The 24,586-nt window shown below is 41.8% G+C and carries 28 protein-coding genes and 2 pseudogenes; 18 read left to right on the forward strand and 12 right to left on the reverse strand.

The genetic code is table 11. The annotated features are described in order from the left end of the window. Positions 1–272 precede the first annotated feature (272 nt). The 6 genes from IQP38_RS18410 to IQP38_RS26585 all read left to right on the forward strand — a co-directional run bounded on the left by IQP38_RS18410 (position 273) and on the right by IQP38_RS26585 (position 5,195). The gene (locus tag IQP38_RS18410) at positions 273–680 is read left to right on the forward strand and encodes a hypothetical protein (protein ID WP_193837857.1); all 408 of its coding nucleotides are present in this window, start codon (positions 273–275) and stop codon (positions 678–680) included. A gap of 195 nt (positions 681–875) precedes the next feature. Continuing rightward, positions 876–1,565 (forward strand): hypothetical protein, encoded by a 690-nt coding sequence (locus tag IQP38_RS18420; RefSeq protein WP_193837858.1) that lies wholly within the window; start codon positions 876–878, stop codon positions 1,563–1,565. A 133-nt stretch (positions 1,566–1,698) separates the two neighbouring features. Next, the gene (locus tag IQP38_RS18425; protein ID WP_025769045.1) at positions 1,699–2,253 is read left to right on the forward strand and encodes a hypothetical protein; all 555 of its coding nucleotides are present in this window, start codon (positions 1,699–1,701) and stop codon (positions 2,251–2,253) included. A gap of 242 nt (positions 2,254–2,495) precedes the next feature. After that, complete coding sequence (locus tag IQP38_RS18430) at positions 2,496–3,314, forward strand: HipA family kinase (RefSeq protein ID WP_152815992.1); 819 nt, start codon at positions 2,496–2,498, stop codon at positions 3,312–3,314. Continuing rightward, on the forward strand, positions 3,315–4,178 hold the full coding sequence (locus tag IQP38_RS18435) for a hypothetical protein (RefSeq protein WP_193837859.1): 864 nt from the start codon (positions 3,315–3,317) through the stop codon (positions 4,176–4,178). A gap of 156 nt (positions 4,179–4,334) precedes the next feature. Continuing rightward, the gene (locus IQP38_RS26585; protein ID WP_228010113.1) at positions 4,335–5,195 is read left to right on the forward strand and encodes a hypothetical protein; all 861 of its coding nucleotides are present in this window, start codon (positions 4,335–4,337) and stop codon (positions 5,193–5,195) included. Positions 5,196–5,322: 127 nt separating this feature from the next. Here IQP38_RS26585 and IQP38_RS18450 read toward each other — a convergent pair. Then, positions 5,323–6,522: pseudogene (locus IQP38_RS18450) on the reverse strand (IS4 family transposase). Between the two features lie 167 nt (positions 6,523–6,689). Between IQP38_RS18450 and IQP38_RS18455 the strand changes: the two are divergent. The 5 genes from IQP38_RS18455 (at position 6,690) to IQP38_RS18480 (ending at position 8,871) form a co-directional block, all read left to right on the forward strand. Further along, positions 6,690–7,376, forward strand: a complete 687-nt coding sequence (locus IQP38_RS18455) for a hypothetical protein (RefSeq protein WP_193837860.1) — start codon at positions 6,690–6,692, stop codon at positions 7,374–7,376. A 241-nt stretch (positions 7,377–7,617) separates the two neighbouring features. Beyond that, on the forward strand, positions 7,618–7,875 hold the full coding sequence (locus tag IQP38_RS18465) for a type II toxin-antitoxin system Phd/YefM family antitoxin (RefSeq protein ID WP_193837862.1): 258 nt from the start codon (positions 7,618–7,620) through the stop codon (positions 7,873–7,875). After that, entirely contained in the window at positions 7,863–8,165 is a 303-nt protein-coding gene (locus IQP38_RS18470) for a type II toxin-antitoxin system RelE/ParE family toxin (RefSeq protein ID WP_193837863.1), read from the forward strand. The genes IQP38_RS18465 and IQP38_RS18470 overlap by 13 nt, the downstream gene beginning before the upstream one ends. A 189-nt stretch (positions 8,166–8,354) precedes the next feature. Continuing rightward, the gene (locus IQP38_RS18475; protein WP_053397282.1) at positions 8,355–8,609 is read left to right on the forward strand and encodes a type II toxin-antitoxin system Phd/YefM family antitoxin; all 255 of its coding nucleotides are present in this window, start codon (positions 8,355–8,357) and stop codon (positions 8,607–8,609) included. Beyond that, on the forward strand, positions 8,602–8,871 hold the full coding sequence (locus tag IQP38_RS18480; protein ID WP_193837864.1) for a Txe/YoeB family addiction module toxin: 270 nt from the start codon (positions 8,602–8,604) through the stop codon (positions 8,869–8,871). Before IQP38_RS18475 ends, IQP38_RS18480 begins: the two co-directional genes overlap by 8 nt. Positions 8,872–9,029: 158 nt before the next feature. Here IQP38_RS18480 and IQP38_RS18485 read toward each other — a convergent pair. Both IQP38_RS18485 and IQP38_RS18490 read right to left on the reverse strand, forming a co-directional pair. Then, positions 9,030–9,307, reverse strand: a pseudogene (locus tag IQP38_RS18485) (type II toxin-antitoxin system RelE/ParE family toxin). Then, positions 9,304–9,588: a type II toxin-antitoxin system RelB/DinJ family antitoxin gene (locus tag IQP38_RS18490; protein WP_193837866.1), complete on the reverse strand. Its 285-nt coding sequence runs from the start codon at positions 9,586–9,588 to the stop codon at positions 9,304–9,306. Before IQP38_RS18490 ends, IQP38_RS18485 begins: the two are co-directional and overlap by 4 nt. A 245-nt stretch (positions 9,589–9,833) precedes the next feature. On the opposite strand from IQP38_RS18490, the gene IQP38_RS18500 reads away from it, so the two are divergent. From IQP38_RS18500 to IQP38_RS18520, 5 genes are all read left to right on the forward strand, one after another. Next, positions 9,834–10,091 (forward strand): type II toxin-antitoxin system Phd/YefM family antitoxin, encoded by a 258-nt coding sequence (locus IQP38_RS18500; RefSeq protein WP_017634117.1) that lies wholly within the window; start codon positions 9,834–9,836, stop codon positions 10,089–10,091. Continuing rightward, positions 10,079–10,381: a type II toxin-antitoxin system RelE/ParE family toxin gene (locus tag IQP38_RS18505; RefSeq protein ID WP_193837867.1), complete on the forward strand. Its 303-nt coding sequence runs from the start codon at positions 10,079–10,081 to the stop codon at positions 10,379–10,381. The genes IQP38_RS18500 and IQP38_RS18505 overlap by 13 nt, the downstream gene beginning before the upstream one ends. Positions 10,382–10,600: 219 nt before the next feature. After that, positions 10,601–11,035, forward strand: coding sequence for a hypothetical protein (locus tag IQP38_RS18510; RefSeq protein ID WP_017634115.1), 435 nt, complete (start codon positions 10,601–10,603; stop codon positions 11,033–11,035). Between the two features lie 114 nt (positions 11,036–11,149). Next, positions 11,150–11,602: a GIY-YIG nuclease family protein gene (locus IQP38_RS18515; RefSeq protein WP_054579183.1), complete on the forward strand. Its 453-nt coding sequence runs from the start codon at positions 11,150–11,152 to the stop codon at positions 11,600–11,602. Positions 11,603–11,827: 225 nt separating this feature from the next. Continuing rightward, on the forward strand, positions 11,828–12,124 hold the full coding sequence (locus IQP38_RS18520; RefSeq protein WP_053307322.1) for a YkgJ family cysteine cluster protein: 297 nt from the start codon (positions 11,828–11,830) through the stop codon (positions 12,122–12,124). Positions 12,125–12,584: 460 nt separating this feature from the next. Here the strand turns inward: IQP38_RS18520 and IQP38_RS18525 are convergent, their stop codons facing one another. Then, complete coding sequence (locus IQP38_RS18525; RefSeq protein ID WP_228010115.1) at positions 12,585–14,174, reverse strand: sensor domain-containing diguanylate cyclase; 1,590 nt, start codon at positions 14,172–14,174, stop codon at positions 12,585–12,587. A 383-nt stretch (positions 14,175–14,557) separates the two neighbouring features. Here IQP38_RS18525 and IQP38_RS18530 point away from each other — a divergent pair, with 383 nt between their 5' ends. After that, the gene (locus IQP38_RS18530; RefSeq protein ID WP_193837868.1) at positions 14,558–16,057 is read left to right on the forward strand and encodes a putative bifunctional diguanylate cyclase/phosphodiesterase; all 1,500 of its coding nucleotides are present in this window, start codon (positions 14,558–14,560) and stop codon (positions 16,055–16,057) included. 80 nt (positions 16,058–16,137) lie between these two features. On the opposite strand, the gene IQP38_RS18535 is transcribed toward IQP38_RS18530, so the two are convergent. The 6 genes from IQP38_RS18535 to IQP38_RS18560 all read right to left on the reverse strand — a co-directional run bounded on the left by IQP38_RS18535 (position 16,138) and on the right by IQP38_RS18560 (position 20,428). Next, the gene (locus IQP38_RS18535) at positions 16,138–16,650 is read right to left on the reverse strand and encodes a hypothetical protein (RefSeq protein WP_017634110.1); all 513 of its coding nucleotides are present in this window, start codon (positions 16,648–16,650) and stop codon (positions 16,138–16,140) included. Then, positions 16,647–17,798 carry a phage tail protein gene (locus IQP38_RS18540; RefSeq protein ID WP_193837869.1) on the reverse strand — a complete coding sequence of 384 codons (1,152 nt, stop codon included), beginning with the start codon at positions 17,796–17,798 and terminating at the stop codon, positions 16,647–16,649. Before IQP38_RS18540 ends, IQP38_RS18535 begins: the two co-directional genes overlap by 4 nt. A gap of 3 nt (positions 17,799–17,801) precedes the next feature. After that, entirely contained in the window at positions 17,802–18,125 is a 324-nt protein-coding gene (locus tag IQP38_RS18545; protein WP_193837870.1) for a baseplate protein, read from the reverse strand. Next, a complete protein-coding gene (locus IQP38_RS18550; RefSeq protein WP_193837871.1) occupies positions 18,118–18,750 on the reverse strand; it encodes a hypothetical protein in 633 nt (210 codons plus the stop codon). The genes IQP38_RS18545 and IQP38_RS18550 overlap by 8 nt, the downstream gene beginning before the upstream one ends. A 547-nt stretch (positions 18,751–19,297) precedes the next feature. Next, positions 19,298–19,831 carry a PadR family transcriptional regulator gene (locus IQP38_RS18555; protein ID WP_017634104.1) on the reverse strand — a complete coding sequence of 178 codons (534 nt, stop codon included), beginning with the start codon at positions 19,829–19,831 and terminating at the stop codon, positions 19,298–19,300. Between the two features lie 231 nt (positions 19,832–20,062). After that, the gene (locus IQP38_RS18560) at positions 20,063–20,428 is read right to left on the reverse strand and encodes a hypothetical protein (RefSeq protein ID WP_017634103.1); all 366 of its coding nucleotides are present in this window, start codon (positions 20,426–20,428) and stop codon (positions 20,063–20,065) included. 482 nt (positions 20,429–20,910) lie between these two features. Between IQP38_RS18560 and IQP38_RS18565 the strand changes: the two genes are divergently transcribed. Continuing rightward, positions 20,911–21,168: a hypothetical protein gene (locus IQP38_RS18565; RefSeq protein ID WP_193837872.1), complete on the forward strand. Its 258-nt coding sequence runs from the start codon at positions 20,911–20,913 to the stop codon at positions 21,166–21,168. Between the two features lie 540 nt (positions 21,169–21,708). On the opposite strand, the gene IQP38_RS18570 is transcribed toward IQP38_RS18565, so the two are convergent. Together IQP38_RS18570 and IQP38_RS18575 are read right to left on the reverse strand one after the other, a co-directional pair. After that, complete coding sequence (locus IQP38_RS18570) at positions 21,709–23,274, reverse strand: hypothetical protein (protein ID WP_228010116.1); 1,566 nt, start codon at positions 23,272–23,274, stop codon at positions 21,709–21,711. Positions 23,275–23,286: 12 nt separating this feature from the next. Then, a partial coding sequence (locus IQP38_RS18575) for a hypothetical protein (protein WP_193837873.1) occupies positions 23,287–24,586 on the reverse strand: 1,300 nt, incomplete at its 5' end.

The raw sequence follows: 24,586 nt of genomic DNA on the forward strand, positions 1-24,586 counted from the left end.
GAGTTCTATCTGGCGTTCGTACTTGTTACCGGTCTCTCAATTGAGGAGCCATCGTTCAATCGAACTACCAGATAGAAGAACTTTAGTTGCAGCTAAAGCCTGGGTCTCACCTTACCCGATTGGAGTACTTATTATCCATACAAGCGTTTAAGAGTGATTCGTAACGCGTGGCATTTTTGCTTTGCGGTAACTTCAGTGTTTAAGGCGCAATGCCGAAACTTCGGTATTGCGTTACTCACACCTTAACGCGGCGTTAGCTGTTTGAGGAAAAAATGAGAAAATTCGATAAGCCGCTATTCTGGCTGTATATAAAAACAAGAGACTCATTGTTGTCATCTTTTAAGGGCTTTCTGGGAATGCTTTTAGTGTTGATCGGGGCAGCAGTAGTTTTAGGTAATGAATCCCCTGAGAATGTCTGGATTTCGGTGGGAATCATTTTATTAGTATCTAGTCTTCCAGTCTCAATGGGCTTGATGATGGTAAAGTTCAAATTTAAGAGCTTTGCTGGGTCAATACCTACAGCAGAACTAGCGTACTTCTTACAGCACGTTGAAGGTGCAAACTTAGATAAAGCTGTGAGAGGTTTATTTTCGTTATACCTATCTTTTATGATTTACCTTTGGTTTACGATGGTAGCTATCGCAGCTCTTGGTATGTTGGGAGCAAAGCTCGTGTTGTAAAACACAGCTAACAAACTGCTCAAGAGGGATTCGCAACGCGTGGCATTTTTACTATGCGTTGAATTTAGTGATTAAGGTGGTTTGCGGTGGCTTAGGTATTGCGTTGCTCACCCCTTAGCAGGGCGTTATATCTTTCTACAGTCCGATAGCTGTATTAAAATAGCTAAATTCCCCAATTAGCTTATAGGAAACAAAATGATAGATTGGCTCAATGAGAATGTCGGAGCAGATGCGGCAACATATATAGGAACCTTTGTTGGTATTATTGGGCTTTTTTGGGGTGGGTCGAAAGTTATTAATCTCAAGTTCAATAATCAAGTTAATAAAATTGATAACAGTAAGAATCATGATCAGACTTTGAATGTTGGCTCAGGGAATGGGTTTCAATCTGGTGGAGATATGAATGTAACGATTGGCAGCATTAACTCATCTGAGCATGAGGAAGAACAAGCAAAAAAGTCACATGATCTTCGTATTATAGAAAAAATCGTTGAACTGCTGCCTTACGAAGATACGTTACACCATGTAGATCTTTCATACATCTCCGGTATGCCATATGAATTTGCTAGATCTCTTGATAGAGCAGAAGACTTCAATGGACCAAAGTACAAGATTTACAATCCAAAAGTGGAAGCAGCCAAGGAAGAGTTCCTAAATGCTGTGTATAGCTTTAATGAAATCTGTATTTCGTTTTTGTCAGTCGACCATCCGCAACGTAAGCCTTTGATGGTTGTCCCTCCATTTGACTGGAGAAATGGACCTTCAGAAGCCCGTTACAGAGAATTGCAATCAAGCCTAAGTGATCATGCCACGATGCTAATCAACAAGTACAAATTATTTGTGGAAGTGTATAAGTCAGAAGGGTTCATTAGCGACAAGATATAACAAACAATTTAAGAGTGATTCACCACGCTTAGCATTTTTGGTTTGGGTTTAGTCCAGTGTTTACGGCGTCCAAACTGAGTTGTGTGGTAGCGTGGTTCACACCTTAATTGGGCGTTAGGCTTCTGGAGGATTAATGAATTCCATTACTGTTGATACATGTGTGTGGGTAAGACTTATTGATGGAAAAGATGAAGAAGAAATTTTCCAGTTACTAGAACACTGTAAAAAAAATAAAATACAGATTTATAGCTCTTCTCGAGTTTTCAGTTTTGACACTACAAAAATGGACAACGAGCAAAAGAGCAATATTCGAAAGCTGATGGATGAATATGGAGTAGTATTAGACCAGGCTGAATTTAGACTAAACGCTTCGTTATTGGGTTCAGTTCATGATGAAACACCTAGAGAGGGTTTGGGAAGTATTCATACATCTTTGTTAGAAGATAAGTTTATCGGTGTGTTTGGGCCAGACCCCAAAACACTTAATCCAAGGCAAACGGGCAAGAATCTATCAAATTGGATAGGTGACTATGACTCACTCAAACATCATTACTTGAATCACAGAGGGCTATATGTGACCTACGATACAAAAATATATATGGCTCAAGATATGCGAGATAAAGCCCAAAATGAACTCGACTTGACAATAGTAGATCCAAGTATTGCGCGAGAACAGTTAAAAGCCTAACAAACTGTTTAAGAGTGATTCGCAACGCGTGGCATTTTCACTATGCGTTGGTTTAAGTGATTAGGGTGGTATGCGGCGGCTTCGGTATTGCGTTGCTCACCCCTTAACAGGGCGTTATGTTTATTGTCAGGTCTACCTCAATCATCTAATACGAAACAATATGCAACCAAATAGGTAAGTGTTAGAATCCGGCTAGTTTGTATGGCTCAGGCAGCTATATAAGTATAAAAAAGGAAAATAAAATGAGCGATATCGTACAGATTTTATCGTTTGATAAATATATAGCTCCTCTGGAGCATACGTCTGATGGTCGAATGGCAGCAACACACCTGGCTAGTGTTAAGTGGATAGATAACAAAGCTGGTCGTTTCTATGTAAAAGTTTATCCCAAATGTCATCCTCGTGGCTTAATCAACGAAATTACTGGTTACCTAGTGGCGCACGCCTCTGGTATACCGCAACCTAAGAAAGTCGCCGTCATACAAATCCCTAAAGAAGTGATAGAAAATAATTTCAAAGGTGACTTTGAATGTTCTGGTGACTACTATTGGGGATGGGCTAGCGAAGAGTCTGGGACGACTCCCAATACATATCTGAAGATGGAAAATATGTTGGCGTTTAATCAATGCTTAGAGCAGTTAAAAAAGTGGAAGTCATTCCCTAATATGCTTGCGTTCGATGATTGGGTTGCAAATCAAGATAGGAACACAGGAAATATAACAGTCAAAGGATACAATGACTTTTACGTCATTGATCATGGCAATGTGCCTGTTTCGGAAAAGTGGACTAAAGAGCATTTAGTGGTGGAAAGTGTGTATGAGAATAAGCTACTTGACGGATTGTACCAAGATAACAACTACCCACTGCCTTTATCTGCATCCTTAATTGAGTCGAGTAAAGAGCACCCAGAGGCTTTTAGAAAAGCTCACCAAGAATTAATTAAATGGTGTGATGCACTACTCGATGAAGATTGCTCATCACACCTTCAGCATTTCCTTGAAGCTCGTGCGCATCTTAGCGTATCGAGGATTAAGGATAAAACGGGGCTACTGGTGGCTTAAATGAACAATCTTGAAAAGCTATTAGGACAAAATACTGAGAAAAGCCTAGTAAAAGGTGAGTGGTTTAATATCAGGTGGACACCTGACTTAGCTACTGGCGAGAAACTTAATATTGGTGTTGGATTTGTCGAAAATGGGCGAGTCCATAGCAGGCTGTTGAGCTATTTCGAAAGAGTAAAGTGCCTGTATGGTGAACGTGGTATTTATCATGCAGAGTTGGTGACTTCAATAGTCGGTGAAAGTTTACGTCAAAATAAAAAGTCATCACCGATCCCACAAATTGCATACGATAACTCTGGTTATGCTCAAGGTTTCTCTGTTGATGAGGTTTTAACCAGTCTGTTTGAACAGACTGTTCCTTTGCAGAAAAAAATCCGTGTTCCCGGTAATACAAAGCGTTTTAACTCCGTTAACACAGATAAACTGTATACCTGCTTGGTTGATGAGTTAAAAATAAAAGCTGCATTACAATTTGAAGAGTTTGTACCTGCTGATAGTTCAATTTTCATTGAGGATGACTTGGGGTCACATGAACTTTTCGTACCGTTTCGAGATAACAAAAACCTTGTTGGAGGGCTCGCTTCGACAGTCTATTCTAACGTTCAAAGAATTGAACTTAATCTACTGAAAGCGGCTAGAGATGTTGAATCGGCGGTTAAGTTAGGCAAGGGAAATAAAGCATCCGTCTTTATATTGATGCCTGGCGATGAAGTAGAAAAGTTAAACAAAGAACAAATAGTTTCAATTGAAAATACTCTTGATAAATTTGATTGGCATATGAATAAGCAAGGTATTTCCGTTGGTGGACACACCTCTGTTAGTGGCTTGGCGGACGAAATATGTTCTTGGGCTAACGTAGCATAAACATAACAAACTGTTTAAGAGTGATTCGCAACGCGTGGCATTTTTGCTATGCGTTGCGTTTAGTGTTTAAGGTGGTATGCGGTAGCTTCGGTATTGCGTTGCTCACACCTTAACAGGGCGTTAGATTGGATTAGTGACATTTGTGAGTACAATAAAATGATTATTCCAAATAAAGATTGGTGGCAAGAGGAGAGCAGTAAGCGAAGCTCTTTAAAATCATGCCCTTATGCAAATTCACATACTTGCCCTAGGTATTACGAAAGTGTTTTCTTGCTATCCCAAATCAATATGATTGCAGGGCTGACAAAAAACAAAAGTGATGAATTAGATCAGATGTGGGCAAATACCAGTTTTTCAGCGTTATGCGCTGAGGAAGTGCCATCAATTCGTAAAAATCAAAATGGTAGCTTGAGCTCTGTAAGTAATTTCTGTCCTGAAGTTTCCTTTAAGTACCTTGGTTATTATGCTGATTATATGTGCAAATACGTTGATGAAATTGATCAGGCTGTGGGTGAACGATGTGCCAATAGAGATAAATTAGCTGACGATTGGCGATATTCTTGGATGTCAGTTAGTGCAAAGTTCTATCTAGATTGTGAGGTTTACGAGCGGGTCAAGTATTACAACGAGGAGTTAGGGCAAAGTTATTTAAATCATCTTCACCCTAATATAGTTCAATTAGTTAGTCGAATGGATCGATGTTTAGATAACCAGGATCCTGCAGGAGCAGTTCATGCAGCTGCCAATATTCTAGAGACTATGGCAAAAGACATTACTAATAACCCTAAAGTCGCCAATCAAACACTAGGTGGCTTTTTTAGTCAGTTTAAAAAGTGCTCACAATTACCACAGCCATTAATGGATGCAGTATTAGATATATATAAAGTCAGAAATACTTTACCAACTGCGGGACATGGTAGTTTGGCTACACCGACATTGACTATGGTAGAGGCCATAAGTATCGCAGCTTTAACTAAAGCAATATTGGAAATTGAATATCGAGCTAAATCCATCTAACAATCTGCTTAAGAGTGATTCGCAACGCTTGGCATTTTTGCTATGCGTTGCTTTTAGTGTTTAAGTAGCTATGCGGTGGCTTTGGTATTGCGTTGCTCACACCTTAACAGGGCGCTGGCGGATCCCCTCATAATTCTCCCAACCCACAGGTATGCGTTAGGCGCTGATATTCCACCATTGCCCAGTGATATTGGGACTCTTGTATTCGGTACCTCCGATGACAACGTACTTCCTTACCAAGCCTAGGAATTGAGAGCACCCGACGATGCTTGATGGTGTTGGCTTGGAAGTCGTAATGCCAATTGGCCTGCATGGCGATTAAGCCATTCCACCACATGATGATTTCGGCCATCAATGCCATAAGCAATAAGATATCAATGCGTTTGGTGCAACGTGTTCGATTATGACGGAGCGCCAACCCGTAGGCTGGGCTTTTTAGATCTCGGAATGACTCTTCAATTTGCATTCTTTTGGCGTACAAACGGGTTACTCTAATGCTGTTAAGTACATGATTGGGGATGTTCGTGACCAGAAGCCAAGGCTCCTTTGCTCCTTTGTGGAACACTTTTCCTGCCGAGTGTTTTTGGCACGTTCGGCTGTGTCGATGGGCTTTTCTGCCTTTGGGATGACTCTTGTATAAGTAAGCAAAGCACTTAAGCGGTGAGCGTTTAGCCAGTTGGCTTTCCCCTAAAAACTGCGGCTTATGTGTTGCTTGAGGGTAAAACGCTTTATTCCATTGCCAAGAGTGTTCACCATATTTAATCGAGACTTCGCCACGTACACGTCCAAGCCAGAACCAACCTTTGTTGGCGACTTGCCGAAACCAAGTATTTCTAAAGCCTGCGTCGGAGACAATGATAGGTGTGCAACCTTCTGGGAGCAAAGACTGAAGCTTATCGAGAAAGTGTTGATGGCTCTTCGGTGAGTTATAGTTTTTGTACTCAAATGCCTGCTCATAAAGCGTGACGGCGCGTCCTTTAACAGATACCGAAGCGCGTAATGTCATATAGCGCAGTTGCTCTCGAACATCAGACCAATCAACCAGGACCACGGGAAAAGGATTAGCACGGGTAATAAAGGAGGCATGTCATTTATATATGGACTCTTTTTCACGGTGTAGATTGCGATTACCAAGTAGTCGGTCGATACGTTTGATGGCATGTTTCACGGTGGTATCAGTGTCGAGAGCTCTTCCAATTTTAGTGAGTGTTAGATCAGAGCCATCCAGAACCGCTTTGGTTGCAAGTATCAGAGATCTAAGTCGTTTTTTGTGAATTTCAGGGCATTGATTCTCAATCGTTTGCTGTAGAATTTGAATGTCGCGCATCGTTAGGGCTCCCTATTAAATCCATTTAATCAGGTGTGTTTTTGGCGAAATTCATTAGATCAGAATGAGCGATGTGCGTCTACTCATTGTTTTATATAGAAATTATGAGGGGATTCGTAAGAACAGGGCGTTATGTAACTGTGGAGTTTTGATAAAAAGGATATTGTATGAAGATGTATATTTCTCTGGTGTTAACATTACTCTTGATAGGCTGTCAGACAGTTAAATTGGGTTATGAGATGGAGAAGGATGTTGATGTCTCAAATGTTGTAAATAGCCATCTTTCCCCAGAAATATATGAGGTGATTCCATTTGGCTACGGGAGTTATGATGGTCCTTTTAAAGTGCTCGAAGACTACAGGTCTATTTGTGCCAATGCTGATGGATTAGTGAACTATACAACTAACTTAAGTGCTGGGAAGCTAAAAATACTTTGTACTTCCTCAAAGAGTAACCTTGCTCTGTTTTATGTTGTAGTACAAAACTCATTAGATTCAGATGAAAGTTATGATGCGGTATATATTGGTGTGAATGAGAGTCGCTATAGAAAAAATCTACTTTCCCTTGCAAACACGGAGGGTATTTATTCAAAAAAACAGTTATTCGAGATTCAAAGTAAGAAAAACCTCGACGAGTTAAAGGTTTACCAAAATTTATTTGCATACAAGAAAAAGCTAAGTGAAGAAACACGTGAGGATGTAAAGAAAGTTGGTGCGACGGTTTGCCATGTAGAGCTACAACTAAGTGGGAATGTTGAGCGATTTGTAAATAATAAAATCAAGGTTTCGATTTACGATAAACAATTTTGGGACTGGCCTGATAATTGGTATTTATGTGAGCAGTCAAATTTATAGAGTTGCTTAAGCCATCTTGTTTTATGTAGCAAGTGCATCGATACCGTTACATAACAATTGTTCAAGAGTGATTCGGCACGCGTGGCATTTTTACTATGCGTTGGGTTTAGTGATTAATGTGGTATGCGTAGGTTTCGGCATTGCGTGCCTCACACCTTAACAAGGCGTTAGCCGTCATGGAGCTTGCTATGCTCAAAGTGATAGAATAGTATCACTTTAGTATTCCTTTGGAGCCGCTCTCATGAAAGTAGAACTAGTTACATCGCTCAAACGTCAAGCAACTAAGATCCTCGCCGATCTCCACGACACCAAAGAACCAGTGTTAATTACTGAGCATGGTAAGCCATCTGCGTATCTAGTTGATGTTGATGACTACGAATTTATGCAAAATCGTTTAGCTATTCTTGAGGGTATTGCACGAGGTGAGCGTGCACTAGCTGATGGTAAAGCTGTAAGTCATGATGAAGCCAAGGACATAATGTCAAAATGGCTGAAGTAATCTGGACTGAACCAGCGTTATCTGACCTCAATGATATCGCTGAATACATCGCACTTGAAAATATCGTAGCTGCAAAGCAGTTAGTACAGACGATCTTCCCCAAAGTCGAACGCCTACAAACTTTCCCAGAGTCAGGTCGTATTCCACCCGAGATAGAACATTTAAGTTATCGTGAAGTTGTCGTTAATCCATGTCGTGTTTTCTATAAACAAGACGGTGAAAAAGTGTTTATTCTGTTTGTTATGCGTGCAGAGAGAGATTTGCGTAAGTTCTTGTTGGGTAAGCAATAGCCTTTGGGAATGAGCGGCTAACAAGCATTTAAGAGTGATTGCAGTTTCGCTTCTCTCAAGTATAGCCAAGCGTCGCTCACACCTTAATGCGGCGTTAGTTTCCTTATCAATATCTCATGTTCAATTTACTGTACAAGTAGAGTGGTGAAGACTATACTTGTTCCATTAAACGTACATGTGGAGGTTCTTATGAGAATCGTATCTTTTACTGAAGCTAGAAATAGTCTCAAAGCTGTTTTAGACGGTGTAGTTAATGATGCTGATACAACAGTTATTACACGCCGTGATTCTGAAGATGCAGTGGTTATGTCTTTAGACTACTACAATAGCCTTATGGAGACAGTTCACTTACTACGCTCTCCTCAAAACGCTGAACACCTAAATCGTTCGATTGCACAGTACCGTGCCGGTAAAACAACAGCACGAGAGTTAATTGATGAGTAGTAGTCAACGTTTACTGTCGTGGACTGATGACGCTTGGGATGACTACCTGTATTGGCAAACTCAAGACAAGAAAACACTCAAGCGCATCAATAAACTCATCAATGATGTTAAACGCTCTCCATTAGAGGGCATCGGCAAACCAGAGCCGTTAAAAGAGAACTTATCTGGTTTTTGGTCTCGCCGTATTGATGACACTAATAGGCTTGTTTACGCAGTCGATGATCAAGCGATAACGATAATTTCGTGTCGTTACCACTACTAAATCAGGTTTAGCTATCTGGCATCTAACAAACATTTAAGAGTGATTCGGCACGCTTTGCATTTTTGCTATGCGTTGGTTTTGTGATTAAGGTGGTTTCTTTGGCATCGGTATTGCGTTGCTCAAACCTTAACAGGGTGTTAGTTCCTCAGAGGAAGCAATCAATCCATAGGAAATTTTTGTTTCTGGTGGAGTACGCGCATGATTCGGATAATGTCGCCTTCGATCCAATAGGAGACGATCATCGAAATCTCAGGAATTATAAGTAATCGTCCACGAACACCGTCTCGCTGTACACCCATAAGAGACTGCTCTAGCAAGTTTTCTACCTTTGCTTCAATGGGGTTGTCAGTTTTTTCTGCCGCATCAGGGTTAAAGTCATAGATAAACTCAAAGATCTTTTCACGATCATTAAGTGACTCTCTTCCCATAAAATCACTGCTTACCTCGATTACGAATTCTGGCTTTGCGTTCTTCCATTCGAGATTGAGCATTTTGGTGCTCAACAAAAACGGATTTTCCTGAGTCAAACTTCTCAAATACTAGGTTTACTTGTTCAGTTAGCCACACATCGTGAGATAATGTTTTTCTTTGTCGTTCAGCGAGTTGCTCAGTAAGTTCACGGCAAGCATCACTTAGTGTGCGACCTTGGCTCTCAGCCATTTGTTGAGCTAGGCGTTTTGTTTCTTCATCAACACGAAATTGAATTCTAGTGTCCATGATGTATTCCTTTTTGGTGTGTGTACAAATGTTAGCGCTAGCCTTTACGATGGGCAACTAACTGTTCAAGAGGGATTCGCAACGCGTGGCATTTTCACTATGCGTTGAGTTTAGTAATTAAGGTGGCTTGCGGAAGCTTCGGTATTACGTTGCTCACTACTTAACGCGGCGTTAGCCGTCATGGAGCTTGCTATACTAAAAGTGATAGAATAGTATCACTTTAGTATTCCTTTGGAGCCGCTCTCATGAAAGTAGAACTAGTTACATCACTTAAACGTCAAGCAACTAAAATCCTCGCCGATCTCCACGACACCAAAGAACCAGTGTTAATTACTGAACATGGTAAGCCATCGGCATATCTGGTTGATGTTGATGATTACGAGTTTATGCAAAATCGCTTGGCGATTCTGGAGGGGATTGCACGAGGTGAACGTGCATTAGCTGACGGTAAAGTGGTGAGTCACGATGACGCCAAGGACAAAATGTCAAAATGGCTGAAATAATCTGGACTGAGCCAGCGTTATCTGACCTCAATGATATCGCTGAATATATCGCACTTGAAAATATCGTAGCTGCAAAACAATTGGTTCAAGCGATCTTTTCTAAAGTCGAGCGCTTAGAGGCTTTCCCTGAATCGGGTCGCATTCCGCCTGAACTAGCACATCTAAGTTATCGTGAAGTTGTAGTTAATCCATGCCGTATTTTCTATAAACAAGACGGCGATAAAGTATTTATTCTGTTTGTTATGCGTGCTGAGAGAAACTTACGTAAGTTCCTATTGAGCAAGCAATAACCTTTGGGAATGAGCGGCTAACTGCTCAAGAGGGATTCGCAACGCATGGCATTTTAACTATGCGTTTGTTTCAGTGGTTAAGGTGGTATGGGAAGCTTAGGTATTGCGTGCCTCACACCTTAACAAGGCGCTATGTGTTTTGGCGAAAGTCTCAAACTTTAGATGAGCATGTCTGTTAATCTTGGTGTCGGCAACAATAAACTATCAAGGACTGATTTAATGTTTAATTGGACAAATCCTAAGCAAATCGATCTCACTCAACCATATCTGTATTTCATTAAGATCTCTGCTGAACAAAAGGAGTTTCGTTATATTGGTAAAGCTTCGAATAAAGCGAGACTGAATGAGTACAAATCTAACGTGGTAAAGATTCTCGAAGGAAAGTCTCGACGACCGGTGTTAAAAAGAGATGGCTCTCTTCAATCACAAGGTAACTTGAAATACAGATACGTTCACCTTGTGTTAGCTAATGCTCAAAAAAGGGGCTGGGATATAGAGCATTACCCAATTGAAAATGTAGCTAAGCAAGACCTAAATTCCCGAGAGTTAACACTTATAGATGAGTTTGAGTGCAATATGAATGATGGCTCAACTTGGTTAATTGAACAATTTTCTGAACTATCAGAGCAATTGCTACAAACAGTACGCACATAACAACTATTTAAGAGAAATTCGCAACGCGTGGCGTTGCAATTAGTGTTTAAGGTGGTGTACGTGCACCTCATCATCTCAACAGGGCGTTAGCAGAATAGGATAGAAACGACAGTAATGGAATACTTGGATAGATTAATTAGAACCTGTGAAACAGCTAAAGCAGCCAAACCTAAATCTGATTTTAGGGTTTCTAGCTTTAATGAAATTCCAGACCTTGATAAAGGGATTTATATCATCAAAGAGGTTGGCGGATGCGCAGATAGTACGTTTGAATCATTCGTAGATTTTAAGCGGAAAAAGCTTAAAGCATGTAGCAAAGTAAATACCCCATCACATGTTCTATATGTCGGTTCCTCAACTACTGGTTTACGAAAAAGGTTAAGACAACATCTGATTTATTGTCCTGACAAAACGTACTCATTACACATGTATAAATGGTTCGATGGTAATTATGAGGTTCGAATTCTTGAATATGATGTTCCAATAGAGATCCTTCAGCTCATTGAAGATGCAATATCATATGATTTGAAGCCTGCTTTTGGTAAGCAAGGTGGAAACAATAAATAGGATCGCTTTGATAAATCTGCTAACAAACTGTTCGAGATGGCTTCGTAACGCTTGGCGCTTTCACCCCAAGCCAGTTTAGTGTTTATGGCACAATTGTTTAACTAAGGTATTAGCGTCGTTGATACCTTAACAGGGCATTATGATCCACAAGATAGCGAACATCAGAAGTAAGTAGTTTGTACTAAATTACGGTATTATGTGTAATTAACCAAAATGTAGCTACTTATGAACATACCCACCTTTTCTACACCGACTTATCCCTCAAAAATATCTTGCTCTAACTGTAAAGCATGCTGTTGCCGACTGGAGGTAATGATCATTTCTGATACGGGAGTACCAGAACAGTATATAAAACGTGATCAGTATGGTAGTGAGTCAATGCTGCGTCTAAGTGATGGTTGGTGTGCTGCTTTAGATAGAGACAGTTTAATGTGCAAAATTTATGAAAATCGTCCTTGGATATGTCGCGAGTTTGAAATGGCTTCAGATGAATGTTTGGATGAGCGAGATAAGTTCATGTAAATGATATTGCTAAGGTTTGTTTTGTTCGTAAAATCAATCGCTCAAGAATGATTCGGCACACGCGGCAATTTCATATGCGTTTGATGTTTATAATTAAGGTGCTGCAATATTACGTTACTTACTCTTAAAATTGGGTTCGAGCTCAATCCAGTAAAATAAAGCTTTAGAAGCAGATAGCATTTCTTACTACTCGCAACTTGAGGAACGAGAAATGAGCTAACCTGTAAAAGATTATGTTTTTTACATCGAGACTACTTACATGCTGGATTACGAGATAGACGAAGCTTGGTAACAAGTTTCGCTTGCTTGACTTGACAAAAAAATTCTTATGAGACAGCTCAACCTAATACACTTGAATTTTAAGAGTAAAGGTATCTTGAAGTTGTGAACTTTATATGTTCGCTAAGTCTGACTTAAGTTACAACGAACCTAAAGTAAATGACACATTAAATTGATCGAGTCAGTTGACCTTATGCACCTCAGTTCTATTTCTACCGTTATGTTTTGCCTGGTAAAGCGCATCATCAGCACCTTTAAGAATAGCGTTGATCGGTTCTCTTTCTGCAAACCATTGAGACATGCCGATAGAAATAGTCACGTGACCTACAGTATCAAACTCGTTTGAATCAATGGCTTTTCGGATTCTCTCAGCAACGTATTCAGCTTGACGTATGTCAGTTTTAACTAAAAAGACCATAAACTCCTCTCCGCCAGAGCGGCAGACAATATCCATCTCTCTCGCCTGAGCCTTGATAATATTTGCCACACTGACAAGTAAGGCATCACCGGCATCATGGCCAAAGGTATCATTGACTTTTTTGAAATAGTCAACATCCAGAGCGAGCACAGAAAATGGAGTGTTTTGTATACGCAAGTTATCAATGGCTTTATCTAAACCTCGACGGTTTAACAGCCCAGTCATTGAATCCGTTAAAGTATCGATATGCAGTTGGTCAATGGTGTTGGATACAATGTTGAATGCGCTGAGAAATGAACACTTTAGATGTGAAGCTTCAAAATACCAAGGTTTAACTTCATTTAAGTCTCGTATAGCAGAAGTACGGTTTTCAAAGCTTTTGACTACATTAGCTAGCTGCCACAACGGTTTTGAGATAAAAGCCGCAGATATCCAAATAACTAAAAGCGTGATGGCTCCAATTGGAAAAGTTTCTACAAGCACATCCCACATTTGGTCGTTAAGTACAGAAAAAGTTAAGCCTTCTGATTTCTGTGCAACTATCCCCCAACCTGAAGCATTAACTGGTGCGTACCCAGTAAGCATATCAATACCCTTGGAGTTAATGATGGCTTTACCACCTTTATTTCCCTGAATAACATCATTTATCGCGTCATTATTAACAATGACTTCTCCCACTCTTTGCCGATCAGGGTGATAGATCAATGTCTGATTCTTATCCACAACGTAGAGGTATGACCCATCTCTATAGCTATGTTGCCCAAGTATGCTCATTAACATGTTCTTCTTATCGAGATAAATAGAGCCACTGACATATCCTAAATACTCTTTTTGTTCGGAGAAAATAGGGTGGGAAATACTTATCAGATAATTACCTGCAGGAGATACGAAGGGATCAGTCACGATTGGAGACTTAGCTTTCAATGATTGTAGCGAACTTTCACTTGTTAATTGGACACCTTTCACTTGTATTGCTTCAGGTGAAACGGCAACAATAATTCCCTTCGCATTGACGATGACTACAGAGTTAAAGGCATTGGTTTGGAGCCTCAACCGATCCACTTCTTGTTGCAACTCATCTGTATCTCGCACCTTGCTTCTAAGCATAAGTGCGCTGTACTCCAATTGTGATAGTGCTGATTCAATGAAAGTGTCCGTCATTCTGGCCATTTTTTCAGCATAAACACGATTGGATTCAATGGTGTTAGTGACAGTTAGTTCACGTTGAACATGATATATGGAGTAAAAAGCGTTTAGAAGGGTGACCATCATACTAAAGATGCTTAAAAATAGTATCAGTTGTCTTAAATTTAACTTATCTCTCAGCCGCTTTGATTCACCCAGGTATTCCATAAATTAAGTCATCCATTGGTCTATTAAAAGTGATTCTACTCGTAACTGTAAATCGATTAAATCCAGTTTGAACAGATTTGACAGTTCAGCCATGTTTGATATGCAACTTCCTTATTAGCTTATATATTTCTTGAAACTCATATAAGCAACATAGATGGTAAACATACAGCAACTAAGCTCTAGACCTGAACAATATTAGGATGGGGGCAATTAGAGGTTCTTGTTACGACGAAACGTCAACTTAATCCGTAAAAGCATGTGTTTAATATGTTGTTTTGAAAATCTAATTGATATATTGCTAGCTTGATATGCAATGTGGTGATAGTTTACTTATTTAAGTATGCTCTTAACCTTGGGCAGTACACGAGTATTTTGTGGTTTATATGAAAAAAAACTTTCTCAGCTCCGCTAAGCTCGTTTTGTCCTACTTTGCATTCGCGTCAATGTGGGTATTGTTCTCAGACAAAGCGGTAGAGCTCCTATCTAACAACCAACAAGTATATACTTTGGTTCAGTCATTAAAGGGAATACTATTTGTTGTGTTCACGTCTCTTTTGCTGTGGGGACTGATAAAGAAGAACAATAGGTATATTGAACAGGCCAATGACATTGATTATGTAACCGGTTTGCATAGCCCCTATGTCTTTTTTCGCTATTTGGAACAAAAGTTTCGTAATACAAAAAAGGATGAACATTATGTTTTATTTCTTCTCGATATAGACAATTTTAAGCCCGTTTCCGACCGAATCGGTTTTGTAAAGAGCAATCTGTTTCTAAAAGATATCGCACAATCGATTAACTCTTCTACCGTTTCTCCACTTTTCTCTTCAAGGGTGCATTCTGATGGATTTGCTTGTTTGATTCGCATGGAAAGCGAAAGTCAAGTTGATATGCACTTAGCACTTATTCAAAGGCAGTTTAAGCAGAACTCAAAACGTCATGGTATTGATTTGACATGCTCCATCGGTGCTGCGATTTATCCATTTGATGGGGAAAGTGTGAAACAGCTCATGTCGTCAGCTAAATATGCACTTGCTCAAGCAAAGATTACGAAAAACACTATCCGCTACCACGACAAAGAGCTCGCTAAACATGAGCTCCAGAGACAACAGATGACTTCAGACTTACGTAACGCAATACGAGAAGGCCAAATACAGATTGTATTTCAACCAAAGTATTGCCTTAAAGATAAGAGAGTCGCTGGAGTTGAAGTGCTCTCTCGATGGAAACACCCCGAATATGGAGATATATCTCCTGCAGTATTTATCACACTGGCAGAAGAGAACAATCTCTGCAGTGCTCTAACAGAACTAGTCCTCAAGCAAGCATCAAAGCAACTTAGAGAAACGCAGCTTCTAGGACGAGCCATTCAAGAGGTATCAGTGAACCTTTCTGCTACTGAGCTAAATAGCATTGAAGATATGCATCGTATCGAAAATTACTTAAAAAAAGACCTTGACTTTGCACAATACCTCTGCTTTGAAATAACAGAGACAGCAACGTTAAACGATGTAGAACAATGCGCAAGTCTAGTCAGAGAACTCAAGAAATCTGGTGTGAGGTTCTCTATTGATGACTTCGGTGTTGGCTATACCTCATTTGCAATATTCAATAAGTTGGATGTCGATGAAATAAAAATAGATCGAAGCTTCATTAAAAACATCGCTATTGATTATCGCTCAAGAGCGATCACTTCCGGCATAGTCAACATCGCAAAGGGATTTGGTATTCAAGTCGTTGCTGAAGGGGTAGAGACCCTTGAACAGTTGTGTGTTCTAGAAGAGTTAGATTGTGAGCTAGTTCAAGGATTCTATTTAAGTCGTCCAATCCCCATTGCTTTATTGGATAGAAAATTAAATAACATCGCAAATGTTATGTATTAAGATGTTGTATTCCCCTCTCTGCTCTTTCGCAGGGAGCACCCTAGCCATTAAAGATGGTGCTGCATTATGTGGTGAATTTTCTACTTAAGTAATTTGTTAAAATCACGCATTGGTATGCAGATATAAATCACGCCCACATTCGCTGTGCCATAGCCAACGGCTTTATGTACGTACCACCACACGGTTCGTAATCCCTCGGCGTTTTCTTCATCCCATTCCAGTACACTACCAACAGGAACATGGTGCGAAGCAATACGCAGCATTAGCGGCTCTAAGGACTCGCCAAGGTTTTCGTCGCCATCGTCCATCATGAAAAAGTTCTCTTGCTCATCTGGACAAGCTAATAAAGCCACCAGCTCTGGCTCACGATAAGTAAGCGTGTCTTGGTTGGTTTCTAGCTCTAGCACTGACTCGCTTTGGTAATTATCATCCGTTGGTTCCAGTTCTGGCTCAATAGGACGATACAGGGACGCTTCAAAGTGATCAGGTGATAGTTTGATGGCCTTAATCCAATCATCCCTTAAAACACGGTTAAAGGGCACATGGCCTTGGTATCGAGCCTTTCTTACTACAGGTTTAACTGCGTCACTCATTTGATGATTCTCTCTAATCTGCTTGGTGTTACGTTCATCATTTTTGCGAAGTTGGTCAGAGCTTCACTCTTAGTCTTTCCTTGCAGCTTGTAGCCGTCATGGAAGTTCTGGAAGCCGACCTTAATCATATCGATATAACCTTTCTTCTCGTTGGACTCCTGACGCAGTTTGCGCGCTTGGCGCTTAATAGTTTCGCTTTCCCGTTTCTGTTTGGCGATCTGTTTTTCCATTGCGTTCTGAGCACGTAGATATTTCGCGTGTTCGCGCGTAGCTGCGGCTTTATCCACCATTGTTTTACGGTTGCGAGCGGCGGCTTTCTTCTCTTTCTCGTTGAGCAAGTACGTTTTGTTATCTGAGCCAAAACCAACACGGCGCGCTTGCTGTTTCATTTGGTTGGCCAAGATGCGTTGCCATGCCAGTGATTGCAGCATGGTTGTTGCCTTAAGGACGTGTTTACATGCCACACCAGACAATTCAGGGTTTCGGATTTTCGGGAATGCAAACTCTTTAGGCGGTGCTATACAGTAGTTACCCATAGTGGCCAAGTATCGATACCAATACTGGTGACGTCCGCAGTCGCAATCAAAGGAAATACGGCCAGCACACGCCAGTTGCACCGCTTGGTTGTAATCCCCATTAGGCGATTCGTGTAGTAGTTCATCCCACTGCTCAAAACGCACCTTTACTCGGTGTTCTTCATGCCTAGACACGCTTGAGGCTCGGACACGAATAAGCGCGACATTGTTCTTAATACCGATCAACGTGGCCTTGTGAATGCCCGTACCGTCATCGACACGGTTGTTAGCACGGTCTACGTCCATTTGACGCGAGTTCTTCACCAAAAAGGCATAGGTAATACCCGCTGTCTTGCTGTCATAGACCTTTTTGTGTCGCCGGCGAGCCTTGTCGAACTTGATTAGGTCTTCTTTGGTAAACCGTTGCCCTTTAGCCTTTTCGCCTAGCGCCTTTAATGCTGTATTAGTTGGCTTGGCTAACGTTGAGGCGGTCAGTGTTCGCTTAGCATTGCGGCGGTTCCTCTTTTGCGCCTGTTCAATTTTGTTGAATAGCTGGTTGAACTGCTTTTCATTGAGGCCAAGGCTGGCAAATGAGCCGTTATCCCGTTTTTCCGCTACAAACTTCTTCGGCATAGGTTACAGCCCCATTTCGTCCATGAATTGACGCATAGAGCGGCGTACCCACGCTGCTGGTGGCAGCTTGATAGTTTGGCCAACGGGTAGCGGATTCATTGGGTCATCTACGTCACAAACCAGACTCACTAGCCAATCAAGCTCAACCGTGCCATAGGCACGATAAGAGGCCAGATCGGCACGGTAGGTTTCATCAAGTCGAATGGTGTACTCAAACAGATCGGTATTGCCCGAACGGTTGACGTATTCCATGACTTTCGCAAAGAAATGCGCCCGTAGAATGTCGTCCTCGATGTTCTCTGCTGAGAGGCGGGATAACTTACTCATTAGCACCTCCCATTCGATAATTACCGTCTGCGATTAGCCCCGTTTTGGCCTTGAATAATCCCATTGCGCGCGAGGCCATTTCTGGCTCTTTCTTAGGCTTGCGTAACAAGCCAAACAAGCTCTTAAGTGTTACCGTGTCGCCAATACTGTCTTGTGTAGCTGCATAGACCACAAACATGAGCGCGTAGGTATCAGGACGTAGTTCTGACCAGTCAATGTTGTACGTGGGTTTACCATCCGTTCCCCGCACTTCTTCTACGATGGACGGCGACACTTCGAAGCGACCACCAGCGTTAGGAGGGTAGGTGATAGCATTTAGGGATGTGAGATAGTTATAGGCTTCCACTGCCGACACAATGATCGGTCTGCCTTTTGCGTCCAGTTCGAACAAGCGAACGGCGCGCCCATACTTCGAAAAGTAGGGAGTAACCTCGTCCACCAGCACAATAAAACCGTTTTTTTTGAGCTTTTCTAACTTCTCGGGCAAAGTCAGCTTAAGACTCATCAATGAACGCTCTAATTGCTGGCATTCGATGATATGGAGTTGACCATCATTCACACCAGCAAGCATAAGCCGTGGCTGGCCAGATGATAGAGTAAGTACAGCTATGCGCATTCGTGCCATGTTGTGACCTCTAAGTGCGCTTTTTAAGATGAGGAGTCTTGGTCATTTTAACACCATCAACCAAGCTTTTTAGCCCTATTAATAGTATTTATATTAATTAATGCTCGGAATATTGTGGTGATAATAACACAAGGGTAATACATACGCATGCGACGTTCCATTGATTGTTTTTGCTTCTCTCGTTGTCTTTGAAGTTTCTCTGCTATTGTCAAAGCCATTAAAAACACCTACTATTTGCTTGCTCTTGTTTCACATTTGCTGGTGGAACATGAAAAGGCTGGTAACTCGAATTTGCTGATTCGAACTGTTTGCTAAGGCCAGCCGCAAAAAAACCGCGTTTATTCGCGGTTTTTTTGTACCTATCAAAAGTAACTCTCAATCAAAACCCGATGGCATGGCTTGCCTTCATCGTTACGCATCCGTTACCCCAAGCTGACGATCTTCATGAGCTTACCCTCGTAGTCCCAAGGCTGATTTCGAGTTAAACACTCTTTGGCTCGTTTAAGCGCTGGCGAGTCAACTAAAAGATAAACGGCTTTGCGAGGTTTCACGCAGCATTCTCCGTAGCAATGTTTGAGGAAGTGATCATAGATAGTGAACGTTCGGCAAACTTAAGCTCTGCTTTGCGCACATCAATGTCGCGTTCTACATGCAGTGTGAAGTTGTCACAGAACACACCTTTCTCTTTCTGGTGCGCGTTCAACTTCTCTTTGAGTTGAGTGATTTCTTGATTGAGTTTTTCAATGTACGACTTGAAGTAAGTCTCGCTGCCGATTTCCAGCATCACTGATGCCGGACTACGAATGATAGACAGGATATCGCATGTAGATTCGTTGCGTAAAAGGTTCAGAACACGTTCGCCGCCTTGAGTTATGCTGTATTTTTTGCGATCTGGTTTACCGTCTTGCGCTTCAATTTCGTGAGACACTAACCCCTTTTCCGTCATGCGACCGAGTTCGCGGTACACTTGCTGGTGGCTGGCTTGCCATGCGCCTGATTCAGGCATTGTTCGGTTTGTTAGGTCATAGCCTGTTTGTGTTCTCTGCTCAAGAATTGCTAGAAGTAGATTACCCAAATTCATAGTTAGTTACCTTTTGTTATTGATGCCAAATTTCACCCGTATCCTCGTCAATAAATCCATGACATAAATACTCTCTACTTGTTGAGTAATGCGTAAGTCTTCCCTTTAACGCCTTTTTGTTGCGGTTATGCCAATGCTCGTATCCGGCAGTAAACGCATATTTGTTGTTGTAGTCTGCATAATGCAGATCTGAGCCATTGCGAGCCTCATTAACTCCCGCCGACCAACTTGCTAGAAAATCATCACGCTCATTGAGTTTGACGGCTTGGCGCTCATCATCATGCCCCCTAATAACGTGATAATTCCTAGCCCTTGCATGCGGTCAATGATGGTAGTCTCGAAAAATCCAATGTAGATTTCATCGTGCGGGATAAGCTCTACTTGTTGTGCCATTTCGTAGACCGTTCCATCTAGTGGTAGCGCTTCCATTAGCTCTATGATTAGGCTCAATTGGTTTTTGGAATTGCCATTGGTCAGTGCCTTGTCTAGTTGTCTAACCACATCTGCACACATGGAAAAGCGAGGCATTTCATTTCGTATCGCTTTTTCGTCTGCGTCCTCAATAAAGGCTTTCTCCTCATCTACACTCCCTAACACCTAACTCACACACACGTTCGCTACCGCGACAGCGGCGCGGTTAATGGCCATCGACACCGTTGCTCCGTGGTTAGACAGGACAATAGTGCCTTTGCTGGCATTGAACGTTTTTACGGTCATTTTCTACAAAGAATTAAGTGTGTTCGGAATGGGTTGGTGAGACTACCATATCAAAAATAATATATGCAATAACTAATTTAGCCCTTAATATCAAAAAAATATACATTGATATAAATTTTCATGTTCGGAATAAAAAGGATTACCATAATCCTGGGGTGGGATTAGATTACGCTCAATCGGAGCCGTTTAAGAAATGAATTTAATTCATGAATTTTTCGGTAAAACCCATTAATTAACCCTGGTATAGTGCTAATGCAGAGAGGCACATACGCCCACCAGATAAAGCGATTTTTCACTGACATCAAGCTACGTGTTGGTCATATTTGTGAGATGAAAGCGACAGCAAGTAGCAGTGTTAAGTTTTGGGGTTCACTCTGTGCTTATTTGATGAGATTACTTACAAAGCCAAAGAAAGCTACACAGATATTGATTCCCAATATCAATTTTTAACTTATCTAGCTGATACGGTTTACTTGATCGAGAAAGAGGGCATTGATTGTGATGTCACCAATCAGTCATTGGTTTTGGATGATGATCAAACGCAAGCAACTCGCGACCAACAGCTACGCAATATCAGCCACCTTTTGAAGATGACAAAGCAGTATGCAGAACAGTTTTAACGATGCTGACGATCTACCCATTGGACGAATTTATTAAGGCAAATTTCCGAATTAATTCGTAGTTTGCCAGGATACACGACGTTGTCTTAAAGATGAACGCCAACGGTGATAGAAATATCAAAAGGAGATCAAGTTAAATAAATATGACTTTGTTTGAGCTTATCACCCCTAGAGATTTACGCACTTTCTACGCCCTCAATCTCCAAGTGGCTATGGAGTGGCCTGTTCGCTATCAAGCAGTTATGGCGCGATTTAAGTGGATGAAAGCAAAGCACCTTGTTTAGATGTTATTTCACAAAGCTAGATACGAAGAACGATTGTAAATCACTTTTGGACAAAATAAGCTACAGCTTTCGCTAAATTAGCATTTAACTGATAACCTGAGGCATTTCAAATGCCTCAGGTTAACTGGCCAAACTCCCAGTAGCATTGATCAAACAACTCTCGGGCTGTATCCAAAATCAGAACAAGCTGTTGACGCAAGCATGCTTCGAAGCCAAATCTAGTAATAGTGTTCATAGAGTTGAACCCAATTCGCACTTAGGCTCCGAGAAGCAGCCGCTTACAATCTTCTTCAATGGCTTTATCAATCGCATCATTATCTTGAGCATCAAACAGGACTATCTGAAGCTCTTTTAAGGCCAAATGCCCAAATCGGATCCAAGCTACTAGGTTGGTCCTCAAAAAGAACTCCACAATTAAGCCGCCTGAGCGCAATGCGGCATCTGCTGCGTCAATGGTACAAAGTGTTCCATGGCTTACCAACAACATGCGGCGAAGTTCAGGGGTTGAGCCCTTTGGTATACACTCCTTCCAAGGCTTATTATGCAACACATGTTGATTGACAGCCCAGCTTAACCGAGTGAGTAACTCGGAGATAAGCACTGGTATAGCCATTGCAGCACCGTGTCTAAGATCGTATCCCTGCTCAAACACCTTGCTAAACACAATTGCTAGGGTTTGCTTGTTGATAACCTCTTTGCCTTTCTTAACGTTGCCTGTTTTCACTTCAAAAGCACCGAAGTTCATTAACTGCGTGAGGTTGTAGAAAGGCACCGGCACACCCGAGCCTCGCCCATAGTCAGCTTGCTTACGATCTATACCAGAAGAGCCAGAAACGTCTGACATGATGTGCCCAAACCAATTAGCAACACCGGCGAATATCTTTGCAACAAAGTTATGCCCTACCAGCTCAAACTCTTCCGTTTCGATAGTGATTATCTGGCCTTCACTAACAAATGAGGAGGTATTCGTGAACTGATTCAGAATTGAAAAAAACAGCCCGACAATATCGGGGCTATGACTGAGGCTTTTTAGATGATGGTTCTTAGTGGACAGGTTCTTAACCTTGCCACCAGTGCCGTTTCTCTCTCCATTGGTAGTTGCTTGATCGTAGTTAACTTTAAACTTGCGCTCTAAGAATCCTATTGCACTACTCGTTCTGTTGGCATCACCTCTTGGCCCCTGCCAACCAAGCATTGAAGCAAACTTCTCAACTGCACCCTCAGCAACGTTATCGGCAACTTTGGTAAGTGGGCCTGTAGTGGGAGTACCAACGAATAACACATCGACTAAACCCGCAATAGCCCCGCAAGTCCCCGCTATCATGTAGTCCATGGAGTCGCATTGCGCAGGCTTTGAGAAAAACGAGTCTCGAAACTCGCGTTGCGCCTCTGCTAACTGCTGCTGAGACATCACACATCGCAACCCTTGATAGTCTACCTGTATCAGGTTTCTCTCTATATAGGCATCGAGTTGCCTCATATATTCTTCTTCAGAAGTACAGCTATCAACTTCAACAAAATCTGGGGTTTGCAGTGTCCCAATGCTCGCTGTCAACTCCACTTCTATCCCAACAAGAAATGCATCCATATCAACATGGTTGGTATCAAGCCCCTCGCTTGGTTCTGTGCCACACCAACTTAAGAGCTCGTCCGCGTTATCAATCAATCCACTCAGCAAATCATCACCCTCACAGAGCAAGTCATCAACCAGTTCCAACGATGAGCGCATATCAACAAGATGCGCTTGAGCGTTAGATAACTGATGGTTTGCTGCAGTTAGCGTCTTTATGTTCTGCTCGAGAATATCCTTATCTTTCGGCACATTAGGCTCCTGTTAGCTACGCAGCTTGCCTAAAGCAGCTTTACCCAAGGCCTTAGATTTTGCACCGAGCATATTGCTCATATCGAAGTAGCCAATAGCTTCAAATATCTGTGCTAATTGCTCTAGTGCCTTCACTGAAATTCCTTGCTTAAGCGTCAGAACACCCTCTTCAGCTCCCTCTTCACACTCGTAATGAGACAGCACGGGCTCTTGAAGCTTTTTCTTTGATGGCTCTGATGTAAGCTCGAGAAAACTAGCTTTATCTAGCTCGATGGGACATTTTGACCGAAGTTCACTGGCTTGATATTCATTGCTCTTGTTCTCAAGGTGCTTACCCGACTTGATAAGCATGGTTAGCTGCTGCTGCTTCGCTGCTAACTTGTGGATTACCTCATTCTGATTCAGTGACTTACTGATTAGCTCATTCATTTTCTCAGTAACAAAATTGATGTCTTCCATTAAAACTGAAATGGTCTTTTGAGTGTGTTGAACGGCTTTGGTAAGCAAAAAAGCGCGATGTTTGTGCTTGTCCAGTTTGTCTGCACCCGTAAGTTTCTTCATGCCGTGATAGGCACCCACGCCAATCAAAACCGCAGCACCAATGCCCGTTACCATGCTTGAAAAACCGAGAACACCACCAACGCCAAGAGCTGACAAGCCGGAGGTTAAACCTGCAGCCGACAAACCCATAACCGACCCCGACATATATACAGCAGCAATCGGAGCACCAACAGCGGCAACGCTTTGAGCTAACTGCTTCGTTTTCTGCTCAAGCATACTGTCGTCGATGTGATCACCTAAAATTAGCTGGTCATTTTTGACGGCTTCGACCATAACATCGAGTTTTTCGTCAGATATCCCGAGCTTCGTTTTTAGCTCTTGAAGGTGAGGGCTGTTTTTTGCTTCGTCAACAGTTCCTTGTCCTCCGAAGGCAAATATACCAATGAGGTCTTTCATCAACGTCAGGCAAAGCGCTTCATATTGCGTGTCGGAGATCTCTGCTTTGATAGTGCTCAATAGCTCATCAGCGCTGATGGTGTTTTGATGATCCAACATGTACGAACGAACATCTAAGCGCTTCTCAGGGTTGAGCTCAACACGAGTAATCAAGGACAAAATCTCTGCGGTTTCCTTCGCATCAATCTCATTGTCATTAGCAAAGGCGAGATTGATAGCGACTTTACAGTATGCGGCCTTAACCGTTTCCCTCATATCTGATAACAGCACGACCTGCTCTTGCTCTTCAAAGTCCTCAAACTCCGAGATTAACTGCGTAAGAAAATCAGCAAGTCCCTGGTAGTGCCCTTTTAGA

Source organism: Vibrio sp. OPT41 (assembly GCF_015163595.1).
Taxonomy (GTDB): Bacteria; Pseudomonadota; Gammaproteobacteria; order Enterobacterales; family Vibrionaceae; genus Vibrio; species Vibrio alginolyticus.

Excerpts from the sequence above, each read along its gene's own strand:
- IQP38_RS18410 (WP_193837857.1), top strand. The coding sequence starts at position 273 with ATGAGAAAATTCGATAAGCCGCTATTCTGGCTGTATATAAAAACAAGA.
- IQP38_RS18420 (WP_193837858.1), top strand. The coding sequence starts at position 876 with ATGATAGATTGGCTCAATGAGAATGTCGGAGCAGATGCGGCAACATAT.
- IQP38_RS18425 (WP_025769045.1), top strand. The coding sequence starts at position 1,699 with ATGAATTCCATTACTGTTGATACATGTGTGTGGGTAAGACTTATTGAT.
- IQP38_RS18430 (WP_152815992.1), top strand. The coding sequence starts at position 2,496 with ATGAGCGATATCGTACAGATTTTATCGTTTGATAAATATATAGCTCCT.
- IQP38_RS18435 (WP_193837859.1), top strand. The coding sequence starts at position 3,315 with ATGAACAATCTTGAAAAGCTATTAGGACAAAATACTGAGAAAAGCCTA.
- IQP38_RS26585 (WP_228010113.1), top strand. The coding sequence starts at position 4,335 with ATGATTATTCCAAATAAAGATTGGTGGCAAGAGGAGAGCAGTAAGCGA.
- IQP38_RS18455 (WP_193837860.1), top strand. The coding sequence starts at position 6,690 with ATGAAGATGTATATTTCTCTGGTGTTAACATTACTCTTGATAGGCTGT.
- IQP38_RS18465 (WP_193837862.1), top strand. The coding sequence starts at position 7,618 with ATGAAAGTAGAACTAGTTACATCGCTCAAACGTCAAGCAACTAAGATC.
- IQP38_RS18470 (WP_193837863.1), top strand. The coding sequence starts at position 7,863 with ATGGCTGAAGTAATCTGGACTGAACCAGCGTTATCTGACCTCAATGAT.
- IQP38_RS18475 (WP_053397282.1), top strand. The coding sequence starts at position 8,355 with ATGAGAATCGTATCTTTTACTGAAGCTAGAAATAGTCTCAAAGCTGTT.
- IQP38_RS18480 (WP_193837864.1), top strand. The coding sequence starts at position 8,602 with ATGAGTAGTAGTCAACGTTTACTGTCGTGGACTGATGACGCTTGGGAT.
- IQP38_RS18490 (WP_193837866.1), bottom strand. The coding sequence starts at position 9,588 with ATGGACACTAGAATTCAATTTCGTGTTGATGAAGAAACAAAACGCCTA.
- IQP38_RS18500 (WP_017634117.1), top strand. The coding sequence starts at position 9,834 with ATGAAAGTAGAACTAGTTACATCACTTAAACGTCAAGCAACTAAAATC.
- IQP38_RS18505 (WP_193837867.1), top strand. The coding sequence starts at position 10,079 with ATGGCTGAAATAATCTGGACTGAGCCAGCGTTATCTGACCTCAATGAT.
- IQP38_RS18510 (WP_017634115.1), top strand. The coding sequence starts at position 10,601 with ATGTTTAATTGGACAAATCCTAAGCAAATCGATCTCACTCAACCATAT.
- IQP38_RS18515 (WP_054579183.1), top strand. The coding sequence starts at position 11,150 with ATGGAATACTTGGATAGATTAATTAGAACCTGTGAAACAGCTAAAGCA.
- IQP38_RS18520 (WP_053307322.1), top strand. The coding sequence starts at position 11,828 with ATGAACATACCCACCTTTTCTACACCGACTTATCCCTCAAAAATATCT.
- IQP38_RS18525 (WP_228010115.1), bottom strand. The coding sequence starts at position 14,174 with ATGGAATACCTGGGTGAATCAAAGCGGCTGAGAGATAAGTTAAATTTA.
- IQP38_RS18530 (WP_193837868.1), top strand. The coding sequence starts at position 14,558 with ATGAAAAAAAACTTTCTCAGCTCCGCTAAGCTCGTTTTGTCCTACTTT.
- IQP38_RS18535 (WP_017634110.1), bottom strand. The coding sequence starts at position 16,650 with ATGAGTGACGCAGTTAAACCTGTAGTAAGAAAGGCTCGATACCAAGGC.
- IQP38_RS18540 (WP_193837869.1), bottom strand. The coding sequence starts at position 17,798 with ATGCCGAAGAAGTTTGTAGCGGAAAAACGGGATAACGGCTCATTTGCC.
- IQP38_RS18545 (WP_193837870.1), bottom strand. The coding sequence starts at position 18,125 with ATGAGTAAGTTATCCCGCCTCTCAGCAGAGAACATCGAGGACGACATT.
- IQP38_RS18550 (WP_193837871.1), bottom strand. The coding sequence starts at position 18,750 with ATGGCACGAATGCGCATAGCTGTACTTACTCTATCATCTGGCCAGCCA.
- IQP38_RS18555 (WP_017634104.1), bottom strand. The coding sequence starts at position 19,831 with ATGAATTTGGGTAATCTACTTCTAGCAATTCTTGAGCAGAGAACACAA.